The sequence below is a fragment of the Enterobacter sp. GER_MD16_1505_Eko_090 genome (genome assembly GCF_003331015.1).
Lineage (GTDB): Bacteria > Pseudomonadota > Gammaproteobacteria > Enterobacterales > Enterobacteriaceae > Enterobacter > Enterobacter roggenkampii.
Genome location: NZ_PUQF01000010.1, coordinates 47531 through 70750, shown reverse-complemented (window position 1 = coordinate 70750; position 23220 = coordinate 47531). Strand labels below are relative to the sequence as shown.

Genomic DNA, 23220 nt, shown 5'->3' with positions numbered 1-23220 from the left:
GTCACGAGAAGATCATTATTTCTGGCAGGCAGCTGAAGCACTTAGGGATAAATCGGGTGCTATACAAGCCCCTTATGTCATGGTAATCCTGTTAACACACATCGAATAAAAGCATAAGCAACTGTCGGGCAGGAATATGAAACCATCTCTCAGGCGCTCAACCGCAGCGCTGCTGGCATCGTCATTGTTGTTAACCATCGGTCGAGGGGCAACGCTGCCGTTCATGACCATCTATCTCACGCGCGTCTACAGCATGAGCGTCGAGAATATTGGTTATGCCCTGACGATTGCGCTTACTATCGGCGTGGTGTTCAGCCTGGGATTTGGCATTCTTGCCGATAAGTTTGATAAAAAACGCTACATGCTGATCGCGATTGTGGCGTTTATCGCCGGATTTGTGGCGATCCCGCTGGTCAATAACGTCACGCTGGTGGTGCTGTTTTTTGCGCTGATCAACTGCGCCTACTCCGTCTTTTCGACGGTGCTGAAAGCCTGGTTCTCCGACGTCCTCACCTCCAGCCAGAAGGCGCGGGTCTTTTCGCTGAACTACAGCTTCCTGAACATTGGCTGGACGGTCGGCCCGCCGATTGGCACCTTGCTGGTGATGTACAGCCTGCAGCTGCCGTTCTGGCTGGCAGCCTTCTGTGCCGCCCTGCCGCTGGGCTTTATCCACTTCTTTGTGCAGAAAAGCGTGGCGTTAGATACCGCCGAGGAGAAGACGCCGTGGCAGCCGTCGGTCTTGCTGAAAGATCGCGCGCTGTTCTGGTACACGCTCTCTGGCCTGCTGGCGTCGTACGTGGGCGGGTCGTTCGCGAGCTGTATTTCGCAATACGTTCTCGCTGCACATGCGGACAGCGATTTCGCCGAAAAGGTGGTCGCCGTGGTGCTGCCCGTCAACGCCGCCGTGGTGGTAACGCTGCAATATGCGCTGGGCCGCAAAATCTCAGCCAGCAATATCCGCCCGCTGATGTCCCTCGCCACCCTGTTTTTTATCGTGGGGCTGGGCGGCTTTATGCTCTCCGGGGAAAACCTGGTTTACTGGGGCATCGCTGCCGCCATCTTTACGCTGGGTGAGATTATCTATGCGCCGGGTGAATACATGCTGATCGACAACATTGCGCCACCGGGAATGAAGGCGAGCTATTTCTCCGCGCAGGCGCTGGGCTGGCTCGGCGCGGCGGCAAACCCGATGATCACCGGTATCATCCTGACCAACCTGCCGCACTGGTCGCTGTTTGTGATTATGATGGCCGCGATTATTGTGGCGTGGCTAATGATTTTGCGCGGGATGAGCGTGAAGGCATGGTGCGAGTCACCCAAAGCGGCGTAGCAAATGTAGGCCGGGTAAGGCGAAGCCGCCACCCGGCAAAAGCAAAAACCTAGTGGTGCAACATCTCCTCCACCACCTGCTCTTTATACATCTCGTTCGGATAATAGGTCGGCCAGTTATCCATCTCTTTCAGCAGCGCCTCGTGGGAGGTATTGCCCATGAAAATATGGAAGTGCGAAGAGGCCTTCGGGCCGATGGTATGGTCGCTGAACTGGACGAACTTCGGCGCCTTGCTGCTGGCGTCCTTGCACTCAAAGAGATAGCGCACGCCTTTCTTGCCTGACGCGTAGGTCAGAATTTTGTAGCCGCTGTAATCGTACTGGCAGCGGCTGACCGCTTTCCCCTGATGGAACTCCATCACGTTATTTTCGATGCCGATGGCATCCACGTCCGTCGCATAACCCGTGCGGTAGTAGGCTTTCACCTCATCAAAGGATTTGCTTTTATCCTTCTGCGCTTTCTGCTTAAAGACCGGATCCAGCGAACCATCGAGCAGGAACGGATAGACCGACTGCCAGGTGCCGTCCCAGTCAGACAGCGCTCTGTCCTTCACGTCTTTATCCTCAAACACGCCGTTCGCCGCTTTCTGTTCTGCTTCGGTCATCTGGTGGCCGTGCGAGTGAGCAAACAGCTGGCCGCTGACCAGCAGCGCCCCCAGAGTCATGGCAAATTTCCCAATATGTGCAGCCAAAGTAACGCCCTCATTCCGTTTTATAAGAATGAAGATGTTATATTATAACATTTCAGATCGCAACCAGCCCGCGAACGCCCTCCTGCTCCATATTTTCACCCCGCCCGCGCTGAATAATGGTGCCGCGGGACATCAGCAAATAGCTGTCGGCCAGCTCGGCGGCAAAGTCGTAAAACTGCTCAACAAGCAGGATCGCCATGTCGCCTCTGTTTGCCAGGGTGCGGATCACGTGGCCGATCTCTTTAATAACGGAAGGCTGTATGCCTTCGGTCGGTTCATCCAGGATAAGCAGCCGCGGACGACTCGCCAGCGCGCGACCAATCGCCAGCTGCTGCTGCTGACCACCCGAGAGATCGCCCCCGCGACGGTGCTTCATCTCTTTGAGCACCGGGAACAGCTGCCAGATCTCCTCCGGCACCTGCTTCGCCTCGCGGGCGGAAAACCGCGATAGTCCCAGCAGGAGATTCTCCTCCACGGTCAGGCGCGGAAAAATCTCGCGTCCCTGCGGGACATACGCCACGCCAGACTGCACCCGCTGGTGCGGTTTGCTGTGGGTAATCGTTTTCCCCTGCCAGATGACCTCCCCGGTTTTCGCCGGGATCAGCCCCATCAGACACTTCAGCAGCGTGGTTTTCCCCACGCCGTTGCGCCCCAGCAGGCAGGTGACTTCGCCGGTGACCGCCTCAAAGCTCACGCCGCGCAGGATATGGCTGCCGCCGTAATACTGATTCAGTTCGTTGACCTGTAACATTCCCTCTCCTTAACGTCCCAGATAGACCTCAATCACCTGCTCGTTGGCCTGCACGTCGCGAAGCGACCCTTCCGCGAGCACCCGCCCCTGATGCAGCACGGTCACATGGTCGGCGATGGTTTCAACAAAGCCCATATCGTGCTCCACCACCATCAGGGAGTGCTTGCCCGCCAGCGTTCTGAACAGCTCTGCGGTGTATTCCGTTTCCGCGTCGGTCATTCCGGCGGCGGGTTCATCCAGCAGCAGCAGATGCGGGTCCTGCACCAGCAGCATGCCGATCTCCAGGAACTGTTTCTGTCCGTGGGAAAGCAGCCCGGCCCGTCGGTCGCGCTCCGCGCTAAGGCGCAGCAAAACCAGCATCTCGTCAATGCGGTCACGCTGCTCGCCGTTGAGTTTTGCCCGCAGGCTCGCCCAGACGGATTTATCGGTTTTCATGGCGATCTCCAGGTTTTCCCACACCGTCAGCGCTTCAAAAACCGTGGGCTTCTGGAATTTACGCCCGATGCCCTGGCGGGCGATGGCCGCAGGCTCCAGCGCGGTCAGGTCGATGGACTGATCGTAAATCGCCCTGCCGCTCTTTGGCCGCGTTTTGCCAGTGATGACGTCCATCAGCGTGGTTTTACCCGCACCGTTGGGGCCAATCACGCAGCGCAGCTCGCCCACGCCGATATTCAGCGAGAGATCGGTCAGGGCCTGGAATCCATCAAAATTGACGTTAATGGATTCAAGCTGAAGCACCGGGTCAGTCTGGTCCCGGTAGCGATCGCCGGGTAGCTGGCGGGTGAATAATCCTTCCGTTGGCTGCATTATTTCTCTCCCTTACGCAACAGACCGTAGACGCCGCGCGGCAAGAACAGCGTGACGGCGATAAAAATCAGCCCCAGAAACAGCTGCCAGTACTCCGGCATCGCGACGGTGAAGAAACTTTTCGCCCCGTTCACCAGCGCTGCGCCAATCACCGGCCCCACCAGCGTGCCGCGCCCGCCCAGCGCCACCCAGATGGCGGCCTCTATCGAGTTCGTCGGCGACATTTCACCGGGGTTAATAATGCCGACCTGTGGGACGTACAGCGCCCCCGCCAGACCGCACAGCACGGCAGAAAGCGTCCACACCAGCAGCTTGAACCCGCGCGGATCGTAACCGCAAAAGGTCAGGCGGTTTTCGGCGTCGCGCACGGCGGTCAGGATGCGGCCAAACTTGCTCTTCGCCAGCGCAAACCCGGTGCCCAGGGCCAGAAGCAGCAACAGCACGGTCGCCAGGAACAGCGCGATGCGGGTGGTCGTTTCCGTTACCGAAAACCCGAGCAGCGTGGTAAAACCGGTAAAGCCGTTATTGCCGCCAAACCCGGTTTCGTTGCGAAAGAACAGCAGCATCCCGGCATAGGTCAGCGCCTGGGTCATAATCGAGAAATAGACCCCTTTGATCTTCGAGCGGAAGGCAAACCAGCCAAACACCAGCGCCAGCAGGCCCGGCACCAGCACAATCAGCACCAGCGCCCAGGCAAAGTGCTGGGTGCCCCACCAGAACCAGGGCAGCTCGCTCCAGGAGAGAAACGACATAAACGCGGGCAGACCGTCACCTGCCGCCTGGCGCATCAGGTACATGCCCATCGCATAGCCGCCCAGGGCGAAGAAGAGGCCGTGCCCAAGGGACAGCATACCGGCGTAGCCCCACACCAGATCCAGCGCCACCGCCACGATGGCATAGCAGAGGATCTTGCCAATCAGCGTCAGCATCCAGGTCGACAGCGCCAGCGGATGCGTCGCAGGCAGTAAGGCGAAAAACGGCAGTATCAGCAAACACACCACCAGCAGGCTGCACGCTATCTGCGTGGTGCGTGGCGCTTTGCGCGCCAGCGTTAAGGTCAGCGGCTGGCTCATCAGTCAATCACCCTCCCTTTCAGCGCAAACAACCCCTGCGGGCGTTTCTGAATAAACAGCACGATCGCCACCAGAATCACGATCTTGCCCAGCACCGCCCCCATCTGTGGTTCCAGGATTTTATTAAAGATCCCCAGCCCAAACGCCGCGGCCACGCTGCCTGCCAGCTGGCCTACGCCTCCGAGCACCACCACAAGGAAGGAGTCGATGATATAGCCCTGGCCCAGCTCAGGCCCGACGTTACCGAGCTGCGATAGCGCCACGCCGCCTAACCCCGCAATCCCGGAGCCAAGCCCGAACGCCAGCATATCGACGCGCCCTGTCGGTACCCCGCAGCAGGCGGCCATGCTGCGGTTTTGCGTCACCGCCCGCACGTTGAGCCCCAGACGGGTTTTATTCAGAATGAGCCAGGTAAAGAACAGCACCAGCAGCACGAAGCCCAGCACCACGATGCGGTTCCACGGCAGCGTCAGGTTGGCAAAAACCTGCACCCCGCCGGAGAGCCATGCCGGGTTCGCCACCTCCAGGTTCTGGGCGCCAAAGGTCATGCGCACCAGCTGGATAAGCATCAGGCTGATGCCCCACGTCGCCAGCAGCGTTTCCAGCGGACGACCGTACAGATGACGGATCACCGTGCGCTCCAGCGCCATTCCAATGCCCGCCGTGAGGCAGAACGCGACCGGCAAGGCGATAACGGGATAGAGCGCCAGCCACTGGGGCGCAAGCCCGGCCATCGCCTGCTGCACCATCCAGGTCGCATATGCCCCCAGCATCAGCATCTCGCCGTGGGCCATGTTAATCACGCCCAGCAGGCCGTAGGTGATAGCCAGCCCCAGCGCGGCCAGCAGCAGCACCGACCCAAGGGACAGCCCCATAAACGCCTGGCCCAGCAGGTCGCCCCACATCAGGCGGTGTTGGATCTGTCTAAGACTCTTTTCTGCGGCCGCGCGCACCGCGCTATCCGGCTCCGTCTGCGGCTGGGTAAACGGGGTAAGCCTGGACTGCACGTCCGGATCGTCTGACTGGCCTAACAATTCGACGGCCTTGCGGCGCACCTCGGCCTGCGGGCTGGCCAGCTGGAGATTCGCGACCGCCAGCAGCAGCGCCTGACGCGCCACGGCGTCCGTCTCATCGTTCACACGCTTTTCCAGAAAAGCGAGCATGTCGGGCCGGGCATCGCGCTGCAGCTGACGCGCCGCCGCCCGCCTTTCGGTGACACTGTCACTCACCAGCTGATGCGTGGCGATGGCGGTTGCTGCCAGCACGCGCAGCCGGTTCGTCAGGCGCACGGCTTTGGTTGGGCCCTCTGCCGTCTGACTGTCCCCCAGCGGGATGACGTTGCCATCGCGTTGTGCAAAGGCGTGCTTTTGCGTATCGACGTAGAGATTTTCCTTTTGTAGCGCCTCAAGGAGCGGCAGTCTTGACGCATCCGGCGCGGCGGCCCACTGCGTCAACAAATCCGCCTGCTGGCTGCGGCTGGCGGCAACAAAACGATCGGCATCCGATGCCTGCACCATCCCTGGCAGCAGTCCGGAAAGCCATACAAGAGCGATGAACAGGCGCATGGCGTTCATGACGTTTCTCCCTGCGGCGATGGCTTAGTTGCTGGCGGCTTTCATCGGCTGGTCGGGCTTTTTGTCATTCCCGGCGATGAACGGACTCCACGGCTGGGCGCGTACCGGCTGTTCGGTCTGCCACACCACGTTAAACTGACCGTTGCCTTCGATTTCACCGATCATGACCGGCTTGTGCAGATGATGGTTGGTGGCATCCATGGTGAGCGTAAAGCCTGACGGCGCCTTAAAGGACTGACCGGCCATCGCCGCACGCACTTTGTCCACATCGGTAGTGCCCGCTTTTTCCACCGCCTGCGCCCACATGTGAATACCTACGTAGGTGGCTTCCATCGGATCGTTAGTTACGACGGTATCGGCGTTCGGCAGCTTGTGCGCCTTCGCATAGGCTTTGTAATCCGCTACAAACGCCTGGTTAGTCGGGTTATCCACGGACTCAAAGTAGTTCCAGGCTGCCAGGTTACCCACCAGCGGTTTGGTGTCGATCCCGCGCAGCTCTTCTTCCCCCACGGAGAACGCCACCACCGGCACGTCCGTCGCCTTCAGCCCCTGGTTAGCCAGCTCTTTGTAGAACGGCACGTTGGAGTCGCCGTTGATGGTCGACACCACGGCGGTTTTGCCGCCCGCGGAGAATTTCTTGATGTTGGCAACGATGGTCTGGTAGTCGCTATGGCCAAACGGGGTGTAAACCTCTTCGATATCCTTATCCTCCACCCCTTTCGAATGCAGGAACGCGCGCAGGATCTTGTTGGTGGTGCGCGGATAGACGTAATCGGTACCCAGCAGGAAGAAGCGCTTCGCCGCGCCGCCGTCTTCACTCATCAGGTATTCCACCGCCGGGATGGCCTGCTGGTTCGGCGCCGCGCCGGTATAGAAGACGTTTGGCGACATTTCCTCGCCTTCATACTGCACCGGATAGAACAGCAGGCCGTTCAGCTCCTCAAACACCGGCAGTACGGATTTGCGCGACACCGACGTCCAACAGCCGAACACCACCGCCACTTTATCCTGGCTCAGCAGCTGACGCGCCTTCTCGGCAAACAGCGGCCAGTTTGAGGCCGGATCCACCACCACCGGCTCCAGCTTCTTGCCCAGCACGCCGCCTTTGGCGTTGATCTCATCGATGGTCATCAGCGCGACGTCTTTCAGCGGGGTTTCGGAGATGGCCATGGTGCCGGACAGCGAATGCATGATCCCCACCTTGATGGTATCGGCCGCCTGCGCGCCAAAACTCATCCCCATCGCCACGACGGACGCGGATAACGCAAAAGCTTTTAATAAGGTACGACGCTGCATATTTTCACTCCTGAAAAAGAACGCTGTGCGAAAACGTCCGGTAAGGCGTGGACGCGGAAAAAAAAGTGTCAGCGAAGCAGGAGCAAAAAGAGTGCCAGAATGGAGATAGCGCTATTTCTGGGAGGGGAACGCCGGATGTAAAGAGAACGACTCAGAATGGTACAGCGCTGCACTTTTATAATGCAGCGCCGTATAACGGGGTTACCAGACTTCGCTGGCGATCTGCGTGACCAGCCGGACTTTGTCCCACTGCTGGGCTTCGCTCAGGCTGTTGCCCTCTTCGGTCGAGGCAAAACCGCACTGCGGGCTGAGGCAAATCTGCTCTTTCGCCACGTATTTCGCCGCCTCTTCGAGACGGGCTTTAATTCCCTCCGGATTCTCCAGCTCGCCGTTTTTTGTAGTGATAAGACCCAACACCACCTGCTGTTTGCCCGGGCGAACAAAGCGCAGGGGCGCGAAATCCCCGCTGCGGTCGTTATCATATTCGAGGAAGAAGGCGTCAACGTTGACCGTTCCGAACAGCACTTCCGCTACCGGCTCGTAGCCGCCCTCGGAAATCCAGGTGGAACGGAAATTGCCGCGACAGACGTGCAGTCCGATGGTCAGATCGTCCGGCTTGCCCTCCAGCGCCTTGTTCAGCACGCGGGCATAGATGCGCGCCAGCTCATCGGCGTCGTCGCCGCGCTCGCGGATCTGACGGCGCTGGTCGTCCGAACAGAGATAGGCCCAGACGGTGTCATCCAGCTGCAGATAACGGCAGCCCGCGTCGTAGAAGGCCCGGATGGCATCGCGCCACGTGGTCGCCAGGTCATCGAAATAGACGTCAAGGTCCGGATACACGGTCGCATCAATATCTTTGCGACCGCCGCGGAAGTGCAGCACGCTTGGGCTCGGAATGGTCATTTTTGGCTGGGCGTTACCGCTGATGCTTTTCAGATAGCGGAAATCGTCCAGCATCGGGTGCTCGCCAAAGCCCAGCTTGCCGGTAACGCGCACGCCGTGGGCTTTGGTTTGCACGCCGTTAAACTGGATGCCCTGCTGGGAATCGTAACGCTCAACGCCCTGAAGACCGTCGAAGAAGTCGAAGTGCCACCAGGCACGGCGAAACTCACCGTCGGTCACCACATGCAGGCCGCACGCACACTGCTGCTCGACGACGTGGCGAATGGCCTCGTCCTCCACCGCGCGAAGCTGTCCGGCATCAATCTCGCCGCTGGCAAATTTCAGGCGAGCCTGCTTGATGGCATCCGGGCGTAAAAAACTGCCGACTACGTCGGCGCGGTACGGGGCGTGGTGTCGTTGCATGGCAATCTCCTCAGTCTGCCGGCGATAATTGCCCGCAGTGATAATTCATTATTTGAAGTTTTAGACTTCTGGATGTCTAAATGTCCAAAAACAATGTCATACCTCACCGGTGCCGGCAAACGAGAAAATTTCACGTATGTTGAAAAAAATTCATCTTCACAGCGCGGCGACGGACGCCTCGCTGGCAAACGCGTAGCGTTCATCTTCCCAGCCGGTGATCCCACCGAGCATGATTTTGACCGGCAGCCCGAGACGGGCCAGCTTCAGCGCGGCTCTGTCCGCGCCGTTACAGTGCGGCCCTGCGCAGTAGACGACAAACAGCGTCCCTTCAGGCCATTGGGCCATGCGCTCAGCGGTCATCTGGCTCCACGGCATATGCAGAGCGCCCGGCACATGGCGACGGGCAAACTGCTCCGGGCTCCCCACCACGTGCAGCAAAACAAAGTCCTGCTCGTTATGCGTGATGGCATGATGCACATCGGCGCAGTCAGTTTCGACGCTCAGGCGACGCAGAAAATGGGTAACGGCTTCCTGCGGTTCGGCAGCCGGAAATTCAGTAACATAGCTCATGATCCTTCCTCATCTTTGGCGTTTGTGTTAACACTACTCTATCCACAAATTCAGCTCATGAATGCGCTCGCTTATGCCAGAAAACAGCAAAAAGATGACAACGTTAAGACAGATTGCCCGCCCGAAGGTGGTGGTGCTGGCGTATGACGGTCTGTGTACCTTTGAGTTTGGGGTGGCGGTGGAAATCTTCGGCCTGCCGCGGCCCGAGCTGGGTGACGACTGGTATCGTTTTGCCGTGGCAAGCGTTGATGACGGTGAGCTTCGGGCGACAGGCGGGATCCGCATCATTACCGATGGCGATCTCTCCCTGCTTGCGTCTGCCGATCTGATCGTGGTACCGGGCTGGCGGGGGGTGGACTCGCCGGTCCCGGACGCGCTCTGCAACGCATTACGTCAGGCCAGCGCGCGGGGCTGTCAGCTACTCTCCATCTGCTCGGGCGTGTTTGTGCTGGCCGCCTCCGGTCTGCTCAACGGACGCAAAGCCACGACGCACTGGCGCTACATTGAGACGCTTAAAGCCCGCTACCCTGACATCGACGTGGTCGAGGATGTGCTCTATCAGGACGAAGGCGAGATCCTGACTTCCGCAGGCAGCGCGGCGGGGATCGATCTCTGTCTGCACGTGGTGCGTCGGGATTTCGGGATGGAAACCGCCAACAGCGTGGCGAGGCGGCTTGTCATTCCCCCTCACCGGGATGGATCTCAGCCGCAACAGCTGAGCCGCCCGGTGGCGCAGCTGCGGGAAAGCCAGCGCCTTGGTCAGCTGTTTGATTTTCTGCACACGCACCTCACCGAGCCGCACAGCGTCGACTCGCTGGCGCGTCGTGTCGGTATGAGTCAGCGCACGTTTCTGCGTCGCTTCGAAGCGGCAACGGGAACGACGCCTGCCCGCTGGTTACTCAATGAGCGCCTGCTGCGGGCGAAAGATTATCTGGAAAGCAGTCGTTTAAGCATCGACAGCATCGCGGAACAGACCGGGTTTGGTCAGGCATCGACGCTGCGTCATCATTTTCGCCAGCAGTTCGCGATTTCCCCGGCCCAGTACCGTAAACAATTTTCTCATGCCGGTACTGCCCGCTGAGGCGTCAGTCTTTTGGTTTCGCTGGAATACGGAGAACCTGATGGTCACCACACACGTTTTTATTGCAACCAGTCTTGATGGCTACATCGCCCGACACAATGATGATATCGACTGGCTGCTGCAGCGCGATGACCCGAATGAGGATCATGGCTACACGGCTTTCATCGCGGACAAAGACTGGATCGTGATGGGCCGGGGGAGCTATGAGAAGGTGCGGACCTTTGAGACATGGCCTTATGACAGGCCCGTGCTGGTGCTCTCCCGACAGCTGGCCGACACGCCCGTACCCGACGCGCTGAGGGGCAAAGTACAGTTTTCCGGCCGCACGCCAAAGGAGGTGCTCGACGATCTGGCGAGGCAGAACGCCCGTCGCGTCTATCTCGATGGTGGGCAAGTCATACAGTCGTTCCTGCGAGAAGGACTGGTGGCCGATATGGTGATCACAACCGTTCCTGTCCTGCTCGGTTCGGGAAAATCGCTGTTTGGCGCCCTTCCCGGGGATATCGATTTGACGCTGGTCTCCAGCCGCAGCTTTCCTTCGGGTCTGGTGCAGTCGCACTATCGGGTGACGCCATAACCCCACGGCCAACACCGCTACGTTATGCGCAAAAAAAAACCGCCAAAAAATGGCGGTAAATGCTTGCATGGATAGATTTGTATTTTGGTCTCTACGTCCCGACACTCCATGGCCGGACTGCGGATCCCATACAACCTAACACTCGTTGTCTTAACGAAGGTTAAACAGTTTTATTAACCTGCATGGGTATTGATCTGCAAATAACGCATAAGCCCCTGTTCAGCGCTCTGTTTTGCATCATCATTAATGGCTTCAAGATAAAAGGATCGCGCTACGCCATAAGGTGCATTTTCAGAGGGAAACACCGCAAACTGGAATGTTTTTCCTCCCTCTTGATGAGTACAATCTAATTCCCAGCGCAGATCGTTAACTTTTTTGCTGCCGCAGGCAACAACGCCATAGTCGCTGGTTAAATAGGAACCAACGCGAATTTCTGCTGATTGAATATATTCTGGTTCGTCATTAGCTGCATAACGAATTCCCACAACAGCCCCGATCGCAACCGCCAGAAGCGCAAGTGCTATTATTTTTTTCATTTAGTAATGACCCATTCCTTAGCCAGAGATTCTCTATTATATAGGATTTGTCCTTAATGCAAATATCCAACTTTGGTCCAGAAATGGAACATTTACCATACATATATGTACTTTAGGAAAAGTCTTAAGCCTTATTATGAACGTACATTATTTGACATTCTCTTTGCGCTAGTTTGAATATTTGAATAATAACAATAATAAATAATCGGCATCATTAAGCCGCAACGTTATTCGGCGGTGACCTCATGGTTAAAAAAGGTTTATCTCTCGTGATGCTTATCTGTGCCCTCTTTTCGGGCCAGCTTATGGCCGGGCACAAAGGACATGAATATCTGTGGGTAAAGAATGTGGATCATCAGCTGCGTCATGAAGCCGATAGCGATGAATTGCGAAGCGCGGCGGAGGAGTCGGCGGAGGGTTTGCGCGAACACCACCTGTGGCAGAAATCGCGCAAACCGGACACGCACGTTCGGTAGTTAGCTGCCCTTGCGTTTTGGCAGGGTTTTCATCAGATCGTCCGGACTGACGGACGCCACAATACTGCCGGGCTGCGGCATTTTGAAGATGTGGTTTTTCATCTTGCCAATCACATGCATTTCGCAGGGACGGCAGTCAAATTTGAGGGTCAGCACTTCGTCACCGTTTACGAGCTGCATAGGCGTGGCCTTCCAGCTCTTGATGTTGCCTTTCGCCTGCTTAGGACACAGGTTAAACGCGAAACGAAGGCAGTGTTTGGTGATCATCACCGGCACATCGCCCTTCTCTTCATGCGCCTCATAAGCCGCGTCGATCAGCTGCACGCCGTGGCGATGATAGAATTCACGCGCTTTATGGTTGTAGACGTTGGCGAGGAAGGATAAATGCGTATCCGGGTAGACGGGCGCAGGAACGGTTTCCGCTTTACGGCTAGCGCGCGGGTAGTTCGCCAGGCGCGCGTCATCCAGCATCTCGGCGGTTTCACGGCGGAACTGGTTGAGCAAACTGTTCGGCACAAAGAGGGCATCCGGCAGATTGACCTCAACGTTGCGGGCGTAGTAAATCGTCTGCCCCAGCTTCGCGACGCCATCCTTCAGGCTGTTGCGCGCTTTCTCCGCGTTGTTTGCCACCTCGAACAGGCCATCAAGCGTATGCGTTACGCTGATGCCGTCTTCACAGGTCATGGTCAGAATCAGCTGCTCTTCCCAGCCGCCCAGTTCAATATCCACCGCGATACGACGCTCGCTGGAGGTTTTCAGCAGCGCCTGCTGCCAGTTATGATCGAGGTTACGGTTAAGCGCCGCGTTCGGCCGTGCCTTGTAGAGATCGGCCGGCATTTCATTCGGCCATACGCGGTAGCGGTTCTCCCCGGTTTTCTCGACCGTGTTAGCGCGGAAGCCCACGACCTCACGCTTAATCATCACGTTAAGGCCATCGCCGTTCGCCAGCGGTTCCGTCACCGCAACATCAAGGTGATCTTTCGCCACTTTCAGCACTTCACCCACCGGCAAACCGATAAACTTCGGTGAGTCAAACGCGCCGATATCCCCTTTACGGGCATTCACGAAATAGTCCGTGCTGCCGCGGTGGAACGTTTTGTCCGTCGACGGAATAAAGAAATGCTCGGTACGACCGGCCGACGCGCGCGCCAGGTCACCGCGATCTTCGATGATGGCGTCCAGCATCTGGCGATAGTGCGCGGTGATATTCTTCACGTAGCTCATATCTTTATAGCGCCCTTCAATCTTGAAGGAACGCACGCCCGCGTCGATCAGCGCGCCCAGGTTGGCGGTCTGGTCGTTATCCTTCATCGAGAGCAGGTGTTTTTCAAATGCCACCACGCGGCCCTGATCGTCTTTCAGGGTATACGGCAGACGGCAGGCCTGAGAGCAGTCGCCGCGGTTGGCGCTGCGGCCCGTCTGCGCGTGGGAAATATTGCACTGGCCGGAATAGGCCACGCACAGCGCGCCGTGGATGAAGAATTCAATCGTCGCGTCTGTCGCCTGGTGAATATCGCGGATTTGATTCAGGTTCAGCTCGCGCGCCAGAACGATCTGCGAAAAGCCGACGTCGGAGAGGAACTTCGCCTTCTCTACCGTGCGGATATCACACTGGGTACTGGCGTGCAGCTCAATGGGCGGAATATCCAGCTCCAGCACGCCCATATCCTGAACGATCAGGGCATCCACCCCGGCCTGATAGAGATCGGTAATCAGACGTTGCGCAGGCTCCAGCTCATCATCATGAAGAATGGTGTTCAGGGTGACGAACACCTTCGCCCCGAAACGGTGGGCGAACGGCACCAGCTCAGCAATATCGCTCAGGCTGTTGCTGGCGTTATGGCGGGCACCGAAGCCCGGGCCGCCAATGTAGACGGCATCTGCGCCATGAAGGATCGCTTCACGGGCAATGGCGGCGTCACGGGCCGGGCTTAAAAGTTCAAGATGATGGGATTGCAGGCGCATACTTCGTCGTTATCCGTTATGGTCAAAATGGCGGCTATTGTAGTCAGAAGTCTGCGTCAGCGAAACAGTTTTGCGTAGCCTCAGCGGGGATAATGAATGAGGGAGTGAAAATGCACCGTCCGGTCGCTGCTGTTGCGGTAGGCGTGCGGTTTATCGCCGGCAAAACGGACGCCGGAATCGGCAGAAATCGTCTGCCATTTGCCCTCGAGCTTCATCTCCAGCTCGCCGCTGACCACCACCACATGTTCAATCACCCCCGCCTCATGCGGCGTGGATTCACTCAGGGCGCCGGGGGCCAGGGTAATGGAGAAATAATCAAACCGGAGCGCCTCGTCCCACGGAAAGAGCGGCTTGACGACCATCGCCTGCTGCTGCGGGTCAAACACCGCCTGCCGGTCCGCCTCCGGCGTGATGAAGGCGGAAAACGGCACGTTCAGTCCCGTGGCAATTTTCCACAGCGTCGACACCGTGGGGCTGGATTCATTTCGCTCGATTTGCCCGAGCATGGCCTTTGATACGCCGGTTTCGTCCGCCAGTTTCGACAGGCTCCAGCCCCGTGCCTGGCGTAATGTTTTCAGTGTTGCTGCAAGGTGTTGTGTGATGTCCATATTTCCTCCTGACGACGAGCATACCACTTGTACGCTATAACGCACAGTGTTACCTTACCCCGGACGTTATAACGCACAACGGAGTTTTCATGCGCCCTTCCTCTCATCTTGTTCCGGTCGTACTGGCTGGATTTGTCGCCGTTCTCGTGGGTTACGCCAGCTCGGCCGCCATCATCTGGCAGGCCGCCGCCGCGGCTGGCGCCAGCGCGCAGCAGATCGCAGGCTGGATGACCGCACTGGGGATTGGGATGGGCGTCAGCACGCTGGTGCTTTCCTGGTGGTACAAAGCGCCCGTGCTGACCGCCTGGTCGACGCCCGGCGCGGCGCTGCTCGCCACCAGCCTGCACGGCGTCACGCTGGCGGAAACCATCGGCGTGTTCATCTTTGCCAACGCGCTAATTTTGCTCTGCGGCATCACCGGGCTTTTCGCCCGTCTGATGACGCTGATCCCCCATTCGCTTGCTGCCGCCATGCTCGCCGGGGTACTGCTGCAGTTTGGCCTGCACGCGTTTGCGCATCTTGAGGGGCACTTTCTGCTGTGCGGCAGCATGATTGCGGCATGGCTGATCGCAAAAGCGCTGTCGCCGCGCTATGCCATCGTGGTCACGCTGCTGGTGGGCGGTATCGTGGCCTGGGCCGGTGGTGACGTTGTCACGGATAAGCTCACCCTTTCTCTGGTGATGCCCGAATTTATTGCGCCTGACTTCACCTTCACCAGCCTGGTGAGTATTGGCTTGCCCTTCTTCCTCGTGACCATGGCCTCGCAAAATGCACCGGGTTTCGCCACCATGAAAGCCTCCGGCTACCCGCTGGCGGCCTCACCGCTCATCATCGTGACGGGTGGACTGGCGCTGCTGTTTTCTCCGTTTGGCGTCTTTTCTATCTGCATTGCGGCCATTACTGCCGCCATTTGTCAAAGCCCGGATGCACATCCGGACGCGGAAAAACGCTGGCTGGCAGCCATCGCAGCCGGCGGGTTTTATCTGCTGGCGGGAATTTTCGGTGGCTCCATTACCGGGCTGATGGCCGCCCTGCCGCTCAGCTGGATCCAGACGCTCGCCGGTCTGGCGCTGCTGGGCACCATCAGCGGGAGTTTATACCAGGCGCTGAGTCACGAAGCGGAGCGCGACGCGGCCATCGTCACGTTTCTGACGACCGCAAGCGGCGTCACGATCCTGGGCATCGGTTCGGCGTTCTGGGGGCTGGTGCTGGGCGGGGTATGTTACGCCCTGTTTTCACGCGCTCGCCGCGCGTAGCTGCGACGGCGTCATGCCCGTCGCGCTGCGAAAGCGGTTGCTGAAGTGGCTGGCGGAGTTAAAGCCGCAGGCCAGCGCAATGTCCGTCAGTGGCATGGAGGTATGCTGCACCAGCTCTTTCGCCTTGACAATTCGCCTGTGCATCACGTACTGGTGCGGCGCCAGCCCCGTCGACTGGCGGAACATGCGGGCAAAATGGTATTCGCTGAGGGCGGCCTGCGCCGCCAGCTCGGCCAGCGTCAGGGGCTGCCCCAGGTTCTCTTCGATAAAGGCGAGGACGTTGCGCAGCACGAACGGGGACAACCCTCCCGTAACGACCGGCAGCTTCCACTGCACGTTTGAGTAGTTTTGCAGCAGATGGGTCAGCAGCAGCGTGGAGGCCGTGCTCAGGGTGAGCTGGTTGGCGTGCTGCTGCCAGTCACAGCCCAGTAAAAACTGGCGATACAGCGTGGTGATCTTCGGGTCGCTGCCAAAAATACGCTCGTCCAGGGTCAGCGAAAGCGGCCGCTTATCCCAGATTTTTTCTCCCACGTCGCGCAGGTGTTCATCGGTGCAGTAGAGATGCACAAACGACAGGTCATCGCGGATATCCCACGTCGATTCGCTCTCTTTGGGCATCAGGCAGAAACGGTCCGGCCCCCCGCCGTTCTTCCAGCCGCCCGGCGTTTTTTGATAGCTTTCGTAGCCGTCCGCCACGTACAGGCTGAGGGTATGATGGTTGCTCTTTACGGTGATCGTGTCGTGCTTGTTGTACCACGCGGCCAGCTGAATACCCGAATTCAGCGAGACGGTTTCCCGCAGGACTGCATTCTGTTGGCAAAGCGTTTCAAAGGTATCGTAAGCGTGAGACATAACCGTTAGCGCGTGAAGAATCGGAATATCAGTCTAAGAAGAGTTGCCGCCCGTTGCCAGTCCCTCCAGAAGAAAAAAGCGCAAGATTTTGCAAGTCTGCCGCAAGCGGGTGAAAGCCCGTTACGCATCTCAGCGTCATACTGCGGGCTTCCGCGGTTTAAGAAGAGACAACTATGAACGCATTATTATACGGACTCGTGGTCATTATCTGGGGAACCACCTGGATTGCGATTTTCCTGCAGCAGGGCCCCGTCGCGGCGCCGGTGTCGATCTTCTGGCGCTTCGCCGTCGCCAGCCTCACCATGATGGTGGTGTTACTCGCCCTGCGTCGCCTGCGCACGCTGGCGCTTCGGGATCATCTTTTTTGCCTGCTTCAGGGATGCTGTGTTTTCTGCTTTAACTTCTGGTGTTTTTACACGGCAGCGGCCCATATCAATACCGGGCTGGAGTCGGTGATCTTCTCCATGGCGGTACTCTATAACGCCATTAACAGCTTTATTTTCTTCGGCCAGCGCCCGCCCGCGCGTTTCTGGACGGCGGCGGCGCTGGGGCTGGTCGGGATTGTCACCCTCTTCTGGGACGATCTGCTGGCCAGCGGCTGGAGCGCGTCACTCCTGACGGGCATTGGCCTTTCCGCACTCGGCACGTATGGGTTCTCGCTGGGTAATATGATCAGCATGCGCCATCAGCGCAGAGGCCTGGAAACCATGACCACCAACGCCTGGGCGATGCTCTATGGCACGCTGGTGATGGGCTGCATTGCGCTGTTCAGAGGCGATAGCTTTGTACCGGAATGGACGGTGAGCTATCTCGGCGCGCTGGTGTATCTGGCCCTGTTTGGCTCGGTGATTGCCTTTGGCGCCTACTTCACGCTGGTGGGACGTATTGGCCCGGGCAAAGCGGCCTACAGTACGCTGCTCTTCCCGCTGGTGGCGCTCTCCATCTCCACGGTCTATGAAGGCTACGTCTGGCATGTCAACGGTATCGTGGGATTAGTGCTGATTCTGGGAGGAAATATGGTGATGTTTACCAAACCGGAAACCTGGTTCAGACGCTTACGAATGGCATAAATAAAACGGCCTGCATTACGCAGGCCATTTTATTTTATTTCGCGGTCTTTTTCACATCAAACATGGTGGCGTCCGTCGCCATGTCATCAACAACCTGCTTCAGCGTCGCAAAGGTCATTGGTGTGTTTTCGTTATTCAGCTCTTTACCTTCGCCTTTACGTACCACCTTCATGACCGGTTTGTTGGTGGCCGCATCGATCAGCTCGCCTTCAAAGAAGAGATGCGTATCCATGGTGCGGTGTCCGGTTGCCATCTGCGTCCCGGCAACCACCAGCGCAACAGGCACCACTTCATAGAACTGAAGCCCCTCTTTCTGCGAACTCACCCCGGTAATCGCGCCTCGGAAAATCAGGCTGTGTTTACCCGGCGTGGTCACAACTGGCTTACGCGTACCAATCGCCGTTTTCATTTTGTTATTGGTGTAATTCAACAACTCATCAAGCGTTTTTTGCCCAATTTGCGTGGTGGGTTTTGGCGTTGGATAATAGGTAATTGGCGTCCAGAGAATGCTGTCGTAATTGGCTTCGTTATACGAAGGATCGACCCAACGCAGCGTTGGTTTTCCCGTCGCCGAGGTCGTTTGCTGTAAGCCTGAATAATCTTTTAAAAAGCCGGAGTATTGTTCCGGAGCGGCGACTTTTGAAGAACAGCCCGCCAACGCCAACAGACCAGTAAGCACTGCAACTTTAAAAAAAGTTTGAGTACGCATGATAGTTTTCCATGTTATCTGCAAGTATGCATTTGAAGTTATAGCAAAAGTCTGGCGGGTTTGTTGTGACAAAAAATGATGCCGGGAGCACAAATTGCAAAAAGATTGCCCGGACGCATGCCGGGCAGTGAAAAATTACTGATTTATATCCACTTGCCAGAACAGATGTTTGCCAAACGGGTCGATTTCATAGCCCTTCACCTCCTTGCGCACCGGTTCGAAAATCGTTGAATGCGCAATCATCACCGCAGGCATCTGGTCATGCATCATCTGCTGAGCCTGTTTATACAGCGCCACCCGTTTATCATGATCGGTTATCGATTTGGCTTCAGCAACGATCTTATCAAACGGCTTATAGCACCATTTCGCCGAATTTGATCCACCGTTTGCCGAGGTGCAGGTAAACAGCGGGCCGAAGAAGTTGTCAGGATCGCCCGTTGCGGTCGTCCAGCCCATCAGCGCAGCCTGATGTTCCCCGCCCTTCACACGCTTAAGGTATTCGCCCCACTCGTAGGTAACGATTTTGGTCTGTACGCCAATTTTCGCCCAGTCCGCCTGAATCATCTCCGCCATGCGTTTCGCATTCGGGTTATAGGGACGCTGGACCGGCATCGCCCATAAATCGATGCTGACGCCGCTGGCAAAGCCGGCCTCTTTCAGCAGCGCTTTGGCTTTTTCAGGATCGTAGTCGTAATCCTTAAGCTCGCTGTCGGCGCTCCAGACGCCCGGCGGCAGCAGGTTCTTTGCCGCCGTTCCGGTACCGTGGAACACCGCGTCAATAATGGCCGGTTTGTTGATGGCCATCGCCAGCGCCTGACGGACCTTCACGTTATCCAGCGGCGGCTTCTGCGTGTTGAACGCCAGGAAGCCGGTATTCAGCCCGGCTTTGCTCATCAGGTTGATATCTTTATTGGCCTTCATGCGCGGCAGATCGGCCGGGTTCGGGAACGGCATCACCTGACATTCGTTCTTCTCAATTTTGGCAAAACGCACGGAGGCATCCGGGGTGATGCTAAACACCAGCCTGTCCAGCTTCGATTTCCCCTGCCAGTAGTCGGCAAACGCCGTGAACAGGATCCGGGAATCCTTCTGATACTGCGCCAGCTTAAACGGCCCGGTGCCGATGGGCTCCATATCCACCTTCTCCGGCGTGCCCGCTTTCAGCATCGCGTCGGCATACTCCGCCGAAAGGATTGAGGCAAAATACCAGGCCAGATCGGCGACAAACGGCGCTTCCGGGTGCGCCAGGGTAAAGCGCACGGTGTGGTCATCGACTTTATCAATGGCGGTTATCAGGCTGCCGAACTCCAGGCTTTCGAAGTTGGAGTAGCTGCCGTTAGAGACGTTGTGGTAGGGATGATTCACGTCTTTCTGGCGCATAAACGAGAAGATCACGTCGTCGGCGTTAAAGTCGCGGGTCGGCGTGAAGGATTTATTGCTCTGGAACTTCACGCCCTGACGCAGATGGAAGGTGTAAACCTTGCCGTCGTCGCTCACCTCCCAGCGCTCCGCCAGGCTCGGCACCAGCTCCGTGGTGCCGGGTTTGAAATCGACCAGACGGTTATAGACCGGCACGGCGCTGGCGTCGACGCTGGTTCCCGAGGTGTATAGCTGAGGGTTAAAGTTTTCCGGCGATCCTTCGGAGCAATACACCAGCGTTTTCGCGGCGACGGCGGAACTGACCGTGAGCGCCGCAAGCGCCAGCGCAATAGTTGTGAGTTTGCTTGTCATCATTTATTCCTGTCTTTTTAATTCGACGGCTAATTAATTCTTTTGCCATTTCATAAATAACATTAAAGTGAAGTGGCAAACACCCGAAAAATAAATAAGGAACAAATCACTATGGGCTCGCCGCTTTCCAGACAATTAACGCACCGTTTTTTCCGCTATCTCGCGATCACCAGCCAGAGCGATCCCAGAGTCAAAACCCTGCCCTCAACGCCGGGCCAGCACGACATGGCGCGCGAGCTGGCGCAGGAGCTGGCACAGCTGGGGTTAGACGACATTGTGATTGATGAATTTGCCACGGTAACGGCGGTAAAAAAAGGCAACGTGCCCGGTGCGCCGCGCATCGGCTTTATTACCCATATTGATACCGTCGACGTGGGACTTTCACCGGATATTCATCCACAAATATTAACGTTTACCGGTGAAGATCTCTGTCTGAATAAAGAGAAAGACATCTGGCTGCGGGTAGAGGAGCACCCTGAAATTCTGGCTTATCCGAACGAGGAGATTATTTTCAGCGACGGAACCAGCGTATTGGGTGCCGATAATAAATCGGCGGTCACGGTGGTCATGACGGTGCTGGAAAACCTGACGGCGGAACATCAGCATGGGGATATCGTCGTGGCGTTTGTGCCTGACGAAGAGATCGGCCTGAACGGTGCAAAAGCGCTCGATCTTAAGCGCTTTGACGTCGACTTCGCCTGGACTATCGACTGCTGCGAGCTGGGGGAAATTGTCTACGAAAACTTTAATGCGGCAGCCGCTGAAATCCGCTTTACCGGCGTGACGGCGCATCCGATGTCCGCGAAAGGCGTGCTGGTGAATCCCCTGCTGATGGCGACTGACTACATCAGCCATTTTGACCGCCAGCAAACGCCCGAGTGCACCGAGGGACGTGAAGGCTATATCTGGTTTAACGGCATTCAGGCCGGACAGAACGAGGCCGTTCTTAAGGCCAATATCCGCGACTTTGACAAGGAGCGCTTTGCCGCGCGCAAGCAGCAGATTGCCGACGTGGCCGCGCTGATTGCCGCCCAATATCCGACGGCCAGCGTGGACTATCGCATTGAAGATACCTACAGCAATATCAGCAATGCGATTGGCGAAGACCGACGCGCCATCGATCTGATGTTCGAGGCGATGGAATCGCTCGGCATCACGCCGAAACCGACGCCGATGCGCGGCGGCACCGACGGCGCGGCGCTCTCGGCTAAAGGGCTACTCACCCCGAACTTCTTCACCGGGGCGCATAACTTCCACTCGAAGTTTGAATTCCTGCCGCTGTCGTCGTTTGAGGCGTCTTATAAGACTGCCCTGCAGATCTGCCTGCTCGCCGCCCGTTAAGCGGGCTTGCGTGCCAGCATCGTGGCAAAGCGCAGCTTGATGCGGTTGCCGTTTTCATCGGTGCGGTGCAGTTCGCCAACGTCTTCGTTGTATTTGAGCAACTGCCAGCCTTCATAGTAGTTGCTCAGCTCACCGCTCCTGAACGCAAACGGGAAGCCGACCGTGCAGGGGTAGTCTGCCGTATCCATGGCGGCAACGATCAGATTGTAACCGCCCGGCGTCGTGCAGCGCTGCATATTGGCGATAAGGCCCGGGATGGTTTTTGCCTCCAGGAACATCAGCACCACGGTGGAGAGAATAAAATCGTACTGGCCGTCAAAGCTCAGGTTGTTCAGATCCTTAATCACGGTATGCAGATTAGCGATCCCTTCTTCCGCCTTGATGCGCTCGATATTGTCGATGCTCATCGGGTTCTTGTCCCACGCGGTGACTTCGTAGCCGTTGGCTGCAAGATAAAGGCTGTTACGGCCGTTGCCGCAGCCCAGATCCAGCGTTTTACCGGGTTTCACGATCTCTGCGCTGTACAGCACTTCTGAATGGGTACGCGTTAAGCCATATTTCTCAGTGAAGTAATTCTCATCGACGGTCATTATTGTTCCTCGGATTGCATAAGCTGCGCTTTATCAGCACGAACCAGAAGTTTGCCCTGAAGCAGCAGAATCAATGTACGCACCAACAGCCACCCAATAATCGCGTTGGTGAAGATAAACAGCGGCACGGCAATGGCGTGAAAAAAGCCCGTCGGACTGCTTTGTCCCAGATGCAGACCCGTGGTTGCCAGGGCCGATACGCCAAAGGAAAAACTCCAGAATGAGGCATTGAACGGCTGGGACAAATACCATGGCATCAGGCGGAGCATAAATAGCAGCTGCAGCAGACCATAGCCGAACAGCATTTTCGCAAACGTATCTGCCTGACCGCCATTTACGCTGAACCAGGCGCTACATGCCACCAGCGCGGGCGCCAGTTGAATACCCAATGAAGTACGCAGTGCGGAGGGCAGTTCTCCTGCACTACGAAGACGCTGAAGAATAACCGGTTCCAGGCTGAGCCAGGAAAAGACGCCCGCGCCAAGGAAGACTAACCCTGCATCGTTGAAGCCCAAGGCACCGCATGCCATCGCGCTGATAAAATTATTCGCCACCGTAGGCAGATATAATCCAGGCGTGGTCGCCTCTTGCGGATGTTTCCCGCGCCATAACCCGGCGCTTTGCCAGGCGGAGTATGCAAGCTGCACCACCACGCCAATGCCAAACAATGCCAGTGACACCGCGCGAAACCAGGGGACAAAGCCGATGGCGACCAGCATCGTGGTGGCCGGGAAAAGGCTGACAAAACTGCTCATCACCGGGTGTCGCATCTCTGCCAGCACGCTGCGGGGGAAACGGATCGCACGCATCACAAACGCGACCGTTAAAAGAAACCAGCATATCACCGCAAGGGCTACGAGGCCCTCACCCGGCCAACGCGTCACTGGCCAGAGGGTGCTGGCGTATCGCCAGGCGAAACCCATCCCGATGATGCCAAGCACCATGCCAAAATACCCTGCGGGCAAGTTAAGTACCTGTTGGGGTTTGTTAAATTTATTCATTTATTTTAATTTTTAAAATGTATTTTAAAT

Annotated in this window: 23 protein-coding genes; 7 read left to right on the top strand and 16 right to left on the bottom strand. The window is 57.3% G+C overall.

Annotated features, from left to right (window positions below; all coding sequences use genetic code 11):
- The first annotated feature begins 136 nt into the window (after positions 1-136).
- Complete coding sequence (gene ydeE / locus C6A40_RS12915) at positions 137-1330, top strand: efflux MFS transporter YdeE (protein ID WP_008502240.1); 1194 nt, start codon at positions 137-139, stop codon at positions 1328-1330.
- A gap of 49 nt (positions 1331-1379) precedes the next feature.
- Here ydeE and zinT read toward each other — a convergent pair whose 3' ends face one another.
- The 8 genes from zinT to C6A40_RS12875 all read right to left on the bottom strand — a co-directional run bounded on the left by zinT (position 1380) and on the right by C6A40_RS12875 (position 9397).
- Entirely contained in the window at positions 1380-2021 is a 642-nt protein-coding gene (gene zinT / locus C6A40_RS12910; protein ID WP_008502241.1) for a metal-binding protein ZinT, read from the bottom strand.
- A 52-nt stretch (positions 2022-2073) separates the two neighbouring features.
- Entirely contained in the window at positions 2074-2772 is a 699-nt protein-coding gene (gene urtE / locus C6A40_RS12905; RefSeq protein WP_023327459.1) for an urea ABC transporter ATP-binding subunit UrtE, read from the bottom strand.
- A gap of 9 nt (positions 2773-2781) precedes the next feature.
- Entirely contained in the window at positions 2782-3579 is a 798-nt protein-coding gene (gene urtD / locus C6A40_RS12900) for an urea ABC transporter ATP-binding protein UrtD (protein ID WP_045335791.1), read from the bottom strand.
- Entirely contained in the window at positions 3579-4652 is a 1074-nt protein-coding gene (urtC, locus tag C6A40_RS12895) for an urea ABC transporter permease subunit UrtC (RefSeq protein WP_114191293.1), read from the bottom strand. The genes urtD and urtC overlap by 1 nt, the downstream gene beginning before the upstream one ends.
- Positions 4652-6226, bottom strand: coding sequence for an urea ABC transporter permease subunit UrtB (gene urtB / locus C6A40_RS12890; RefSeq protein ID WP_045335794.1), 1575 nt, complete (start codon positions 6224-6226; stop codon positions 4652-4654). Before urtB ends, urtC begins: the two co-directional genes overlap by 1 nt.
- Positions 6227-6250: 24 nt before the next feature.
- On the bottom strand, positions 6251-7522 hold the full coding sequence (gene urtA, locus C6A40_RS12885) for an urea ABC transporter substrate-binding protein (protein ID WP_114191292.1): 1272 nt from the start codon (positions 7520-7522) through the stop codon (positions 6251-6253).
- A 201-nt stretch (positions 7523-7723) separates the two neighbouring features.
- Positions 7724-8827 carry a cobalamin-independent methionine synthase II family protein gene (locus C6A40_RS12880; RefSeq protein ID WP_023327455.1) on the bottom strand — a complete coding sequence of 368 codons (1104 nt, stop codon included), beginning with the start codon at positions 8825-8827 and terminating at the stop codon, positions 7724-7726.
- Between the two features lie 156 nt (positions 8828-8983).
- Positions 8984-9397 carry a rhodanese-like domain-containing protein gene (locus C6A40_RS12875; protein ID WP_008502248.1) on the bottom strand — a complete coding sequence of 138 codons (414 nt, stop codon included), beginning with the start codon at positions 9395-9397 and terminating at the stop codon, positions 8984-8986.
- Positions 9398-9470: 73 nt separating this feature from the next.
- Between C6A40_RS12875 and ftrA the strand changes: the two genes are divergently transcribed.
- Together ftrA and C6A40_RS12865 are read left to right on the top strand one after the other, a co-directional pair.
- A complete protein-coding gene (gene ftrA / locus C6A40_RS12870) occupies positions 9471-10478 on the top strand; it encodes a transcriptional regulator FtrA (RefSeq protein ID WP_023292437.1) in 1008 nt (335 codons plus the stop codon).
- Between the two features lie 40 nt (positions 10479-10518).
- Entirely contained in the window at positions 10519-11055 is a 537-nt protein-coding gene (locus C6A40_RS12865) for a dihydrofolate reductase family protein (protein WP_045335797.1), read from the top strand.
- A gap of 173 nt (positions 11056-11228) precedes the next feature.
- Here C6A40_RS12865 and C6A40_RS12860 read toward each other — a convergent pair whose 3' ends face one another.
- Positions 11229-11591 carry a hypothetical protein gene (locus C6A40_RS12860; RefSeq protein WP_045335799.1) on the bottom strand — a complete coding sequence of 121 codons (363 nt, stop codon included), beginning with the start codon at positions 11589-11591 and terminating at the stop codon, positions 11229-11231.
- Positions 11592-11836: 245 nt separating this feature from the next.
- Here C6A40_RS12860 and C6A40_RS12855 point away from each other — a divergent pair, with 245 nt between their 5' ends.
- Complete coding sequence (locus C6A40_RS12855) at positions 11837-12067, top strand: DUF2554 family protein (RefSeq protein WP_008502251.1); 231 nt, start codon at positions 11837-11839, stop codon at positions 12065-12067.
- Here the strand turns inward: C6A40_RS12855 and C6A40_RS12850 are convergent, their stop codons facing one another.
- A complete protein-coding gene (locus C6A40_RS12850; protein WP_025911165.1) occupies positions 12068-14032 on the bottom strand; it encodes a peptidase U32 family protein in 1965 nt (654 codons plus the stop codon). It abuts the gene before it with no gap.
- A gap of 80 nt (positions 14033-14112) precedes the next feature.
- Complete coding sequence (locus tag C6A40_RS12845; protein ID WP_008502254.1) at positions 14113-14640, bottom strand: helix-turn-helix domain-containing protein; 528 nt, start codon at positions 14638-14640, stop codon at positions 14113-14115.
- 89 nt (positions 14641-14729) lie between these two features.
- Between C6A40_RS12845 and C6A40_RS12840 the strand changes: the two genes are divergently transcribed.
- Entirely contained in the window at positions 14730-15896 is a 1167-nt protein-coding gene (locus C6A40_RS12840; protein ID WP_045335801.1) for a benzoate/H(+) symporter BenE family transporter, read from the top strand.
- Here the strand turns inward: C6A40_RS12840 and C6A40_RS12835 are convergent.
- Complete coding sequence (locus C6A40_RS12835; RefSeq protein ID WP_045335803.1) at positions 15876-16748, bottom strand: helix-turn-helix domain-containing protein; 873 nt, start codon at positions 16746-16748, stop codon at positions 15876-15878. The genes C6A40_RS12840 and C6A40_RS12835 overlap by 21 nt on opposite strands.
- Positions 16749-16921: 173 nt before the next feature.
- On the opposite strand from C6A40_RS12835, the gene C6A40_RS12830 reads away from it, so the two are divergent.
- Entirely contained in the window at positions 16922-17818 is an 897-nt protein-coding gene (locus C6A40_RS12830) for a DMT family transporter (protein WP_008502257.1), read from the top strand.
- A gap of 34 nt (positions 17819-17852) precedes the next feature.
- On the opposite strand, the gene C6A40_RS12825 is transcribed toward C6A40_RS12830, so the two are convergent.
- The gene (locus C6A40_RS12825) at positions 17853-18527 is read right to left on the bottom strand and encodes a DUF3313 domain-containing protein (protein WP_008502258.1); all 675 of its coding nucleotides are present in this window, start codon (positions 18525-18527) and stop codon (positions 17853-17855) included.
- A gap of 135 nt (positions 18528-18662) precedes the next feature.
- Positions 18663-20258, bottom strand: a complete 1596-nt coding sequence (locus C6A40_RS12820) for an ABC transporter substrate-binding protein (protein ID WP_032663535.1) — start codon at positions 20256-20258, stop codon at positions 18663-18665.
- A 111-nt stretch (positions 20259-20369) separates the two neighbouring features.
- Here C6A40_RS12820 and pepT point away from each other — a divergent pair, with 111 nt between their 5' ends.
- Positions 20370-21599, top strand: coding sequence for a peptidase T (pepT, locus tag C6A40_RS12815; protein ID WP_045335805.1), 1230 nt, complete (start codon positions 20370-20372; stop codon positions 21597-21599).
- On the opposite strand, the gene tehB is transcribed toward pepT, so the two are convergent.
- Both tehB and tehA read right to left on the bottom strand, forming a co-directional pair.
- Positions 21596-22189 (bottom strand): tellurite resistance methyltransferase TehB, encoded by a 594-nt coding sequence (tehB, locus tag C6A40_RS12810; protein WP_045335807.1) that lies wholly within the window; start codon positions 22187-22189, stop codon positions 21596-21598. The two genes, pepT and tehB, sit on opposite strands and share 4 nt — an antisense overlap.
- A complete protein-coding gene (tehA, locus tag C6A40_RS12805) occupies positions 22189-23190 on the bottom strand; it encodes a dicarboxylate transporter/tellurite-resistance protein TehA (RefSeq protein ID WP_045335809.1) in 1002 nt (333 codons plus the stop codon). The genes tehB and tehA overlap by 1 nt, the downstream gene beginning before the upstream one ends.
- Positions 23191-23220 lie beyond the last annotated feature (30 nt).

Bases quoted from the DNA above. Each gene is read 5' to 3' on its own strand.
- C6A40_RS12850 (WP_025911165.1), bottom strand. From the start codon at position 14,032: ATGCGCCTGCAATCCCATCATCTTGAACTTTTAAGCCCGGCCCGTGAC.
- C6A40_RS12875 (WP_008502248.1), bottom strand. From the start codon at position 9,397: ATGAGCTATGTTACTGAATTTCCGGCTGCCGAACCGCAGGAAGCCGTT.
- C6A40_RS12855 (WP_008502251.1), top strand. From the start codon at position 11,837: ATGGTTAAAAAAGGTTTATCTCTCGTGATGCTTATCTGTGCCCTCTTT.
- ftrA (WP_023292437.1), top strand. From the start codon at position 9,471: ATGCCAGAAAACAGCAAAAAGATGACAACGTTAAGACAGATTGCCCGC.
- urtC (WP_114191293.1), bottom strand. From the start codon at position 4,652: ATGAGCCAGCCGCTGACCTTAACGCTGGCGCGCAAAGCGCCACGCACC.
- urtB (WP_045335794.1), bottom strand. From the start codon at position 6,226: ATGAACGCCATGCGCCTGTTCATCGCTCTTGTATGGCTTTCCGGACTG.
- pepT (WP_045335805.1), top strand. From the start codon at position 20,370: ATGGGCTCGCCGCTTTCCAGACAATTAACGCACCGTTTTTTCCGCTAT.
- C6A40_RS12825 (WP_008502258.1), bottom strand. From the start codon at position 18,527: ATGCGTACTCAAACTTTTTTTAAAGTTGCAGTGCTTACTGGTCTGTTG.
- C6A40_RS12880 (WP_023327455.1), bottom strand. From the start codon at position 8,827: ATGCAACGACACCACGCCCCGTACCGCGCCGACGTAGTCGGCAGTTTT.
- tehB (WP_045335807.1), bottom strand. From the start codon at position 22,189: ATGACCGTCGATGAGAATTACTTCACTGAGAAATATGGCTTAACGCGT.
- urtA (WP_114191292.1), bottom strand. From the start codon at position 7,522: ATGCAGCGTCGTACCTTATTAAAAGCTTTTGCGTTATCCGCGTCCGTC.
- C6A40_RS12835 (WP_045335803.1), bottom strand. From the start codon at position 16,748: ATGTCTCACGCTTACGATACCTTTGAAACGCTTTGCCAACAGAATGCA.
- ydeE (WP_008502240.1), top strand. From the start codon at position 137: ATGAAACCATCTCTCAGGCGCTCAACCGCAGCGCTGCTGGCATCGTCA.
- urtD (WP_045335791.1), bottom strand. From the start codon at position 3,579: ATGCAGCCAACGGAAGGATTATTCACCCGCCAGCTACCCGGCGATCGC.
- urtE (WP_023327459.1), bottom strand. From the start codon at position 2,772: ATGTTACAGGTCAACGAACTGAATCAGTATTACGGCGGCAGCCATATC.
- C6A40_RS12820 (WP_032663535.1), bottom strand. From the start codon at position 20,258: ATGACAAGCAAACTCACAACTATTGCGCTGGCGCTTGCGGCGCTCACG.
- C6A40_RS12865 (WP_045335797.1), top strand. From the start codon at position 10,519: ATGGTCACCACACACGTTTTTATTGCAACCAGTCTTGATGGCTACATC.
- C6A40_RS12845 (WP_008502254.1), bottom strand. From the start codon at position 14,640: ATGGACATCACACAACACCTTGCAGCAACACTGAAAACATTACGCCAG.
- C6A40_RS12860 (WP_045335799.1), bottom strand. From the start codon at position 11,591: ATGAAAAAAATAATAGCACTTGCGCTTCTGGCGGTTGCGATCGGGGCT.
- C6A40_RS12830 (WP_008502257.1), top strand. From the start codon at position 16,922: ATGAACGCATTATTATACGGACTCGTGGTCATTATCTGGGGAACCACC.
- tehA (WP_045335809.1), bottom strand. From the start codon at position 23,190: ATGAATAAATTTAACAAACCCCAACAGGTACTTAACTTGCCCGCAGGG.
- C6A40_RS12840 (WP_045335801.1), top strand. From the start codon at position 14,730: ATGCGCCCTTCCTCTCATCTTGTTCCGGTCGTACTGGCTGGATTTGTC.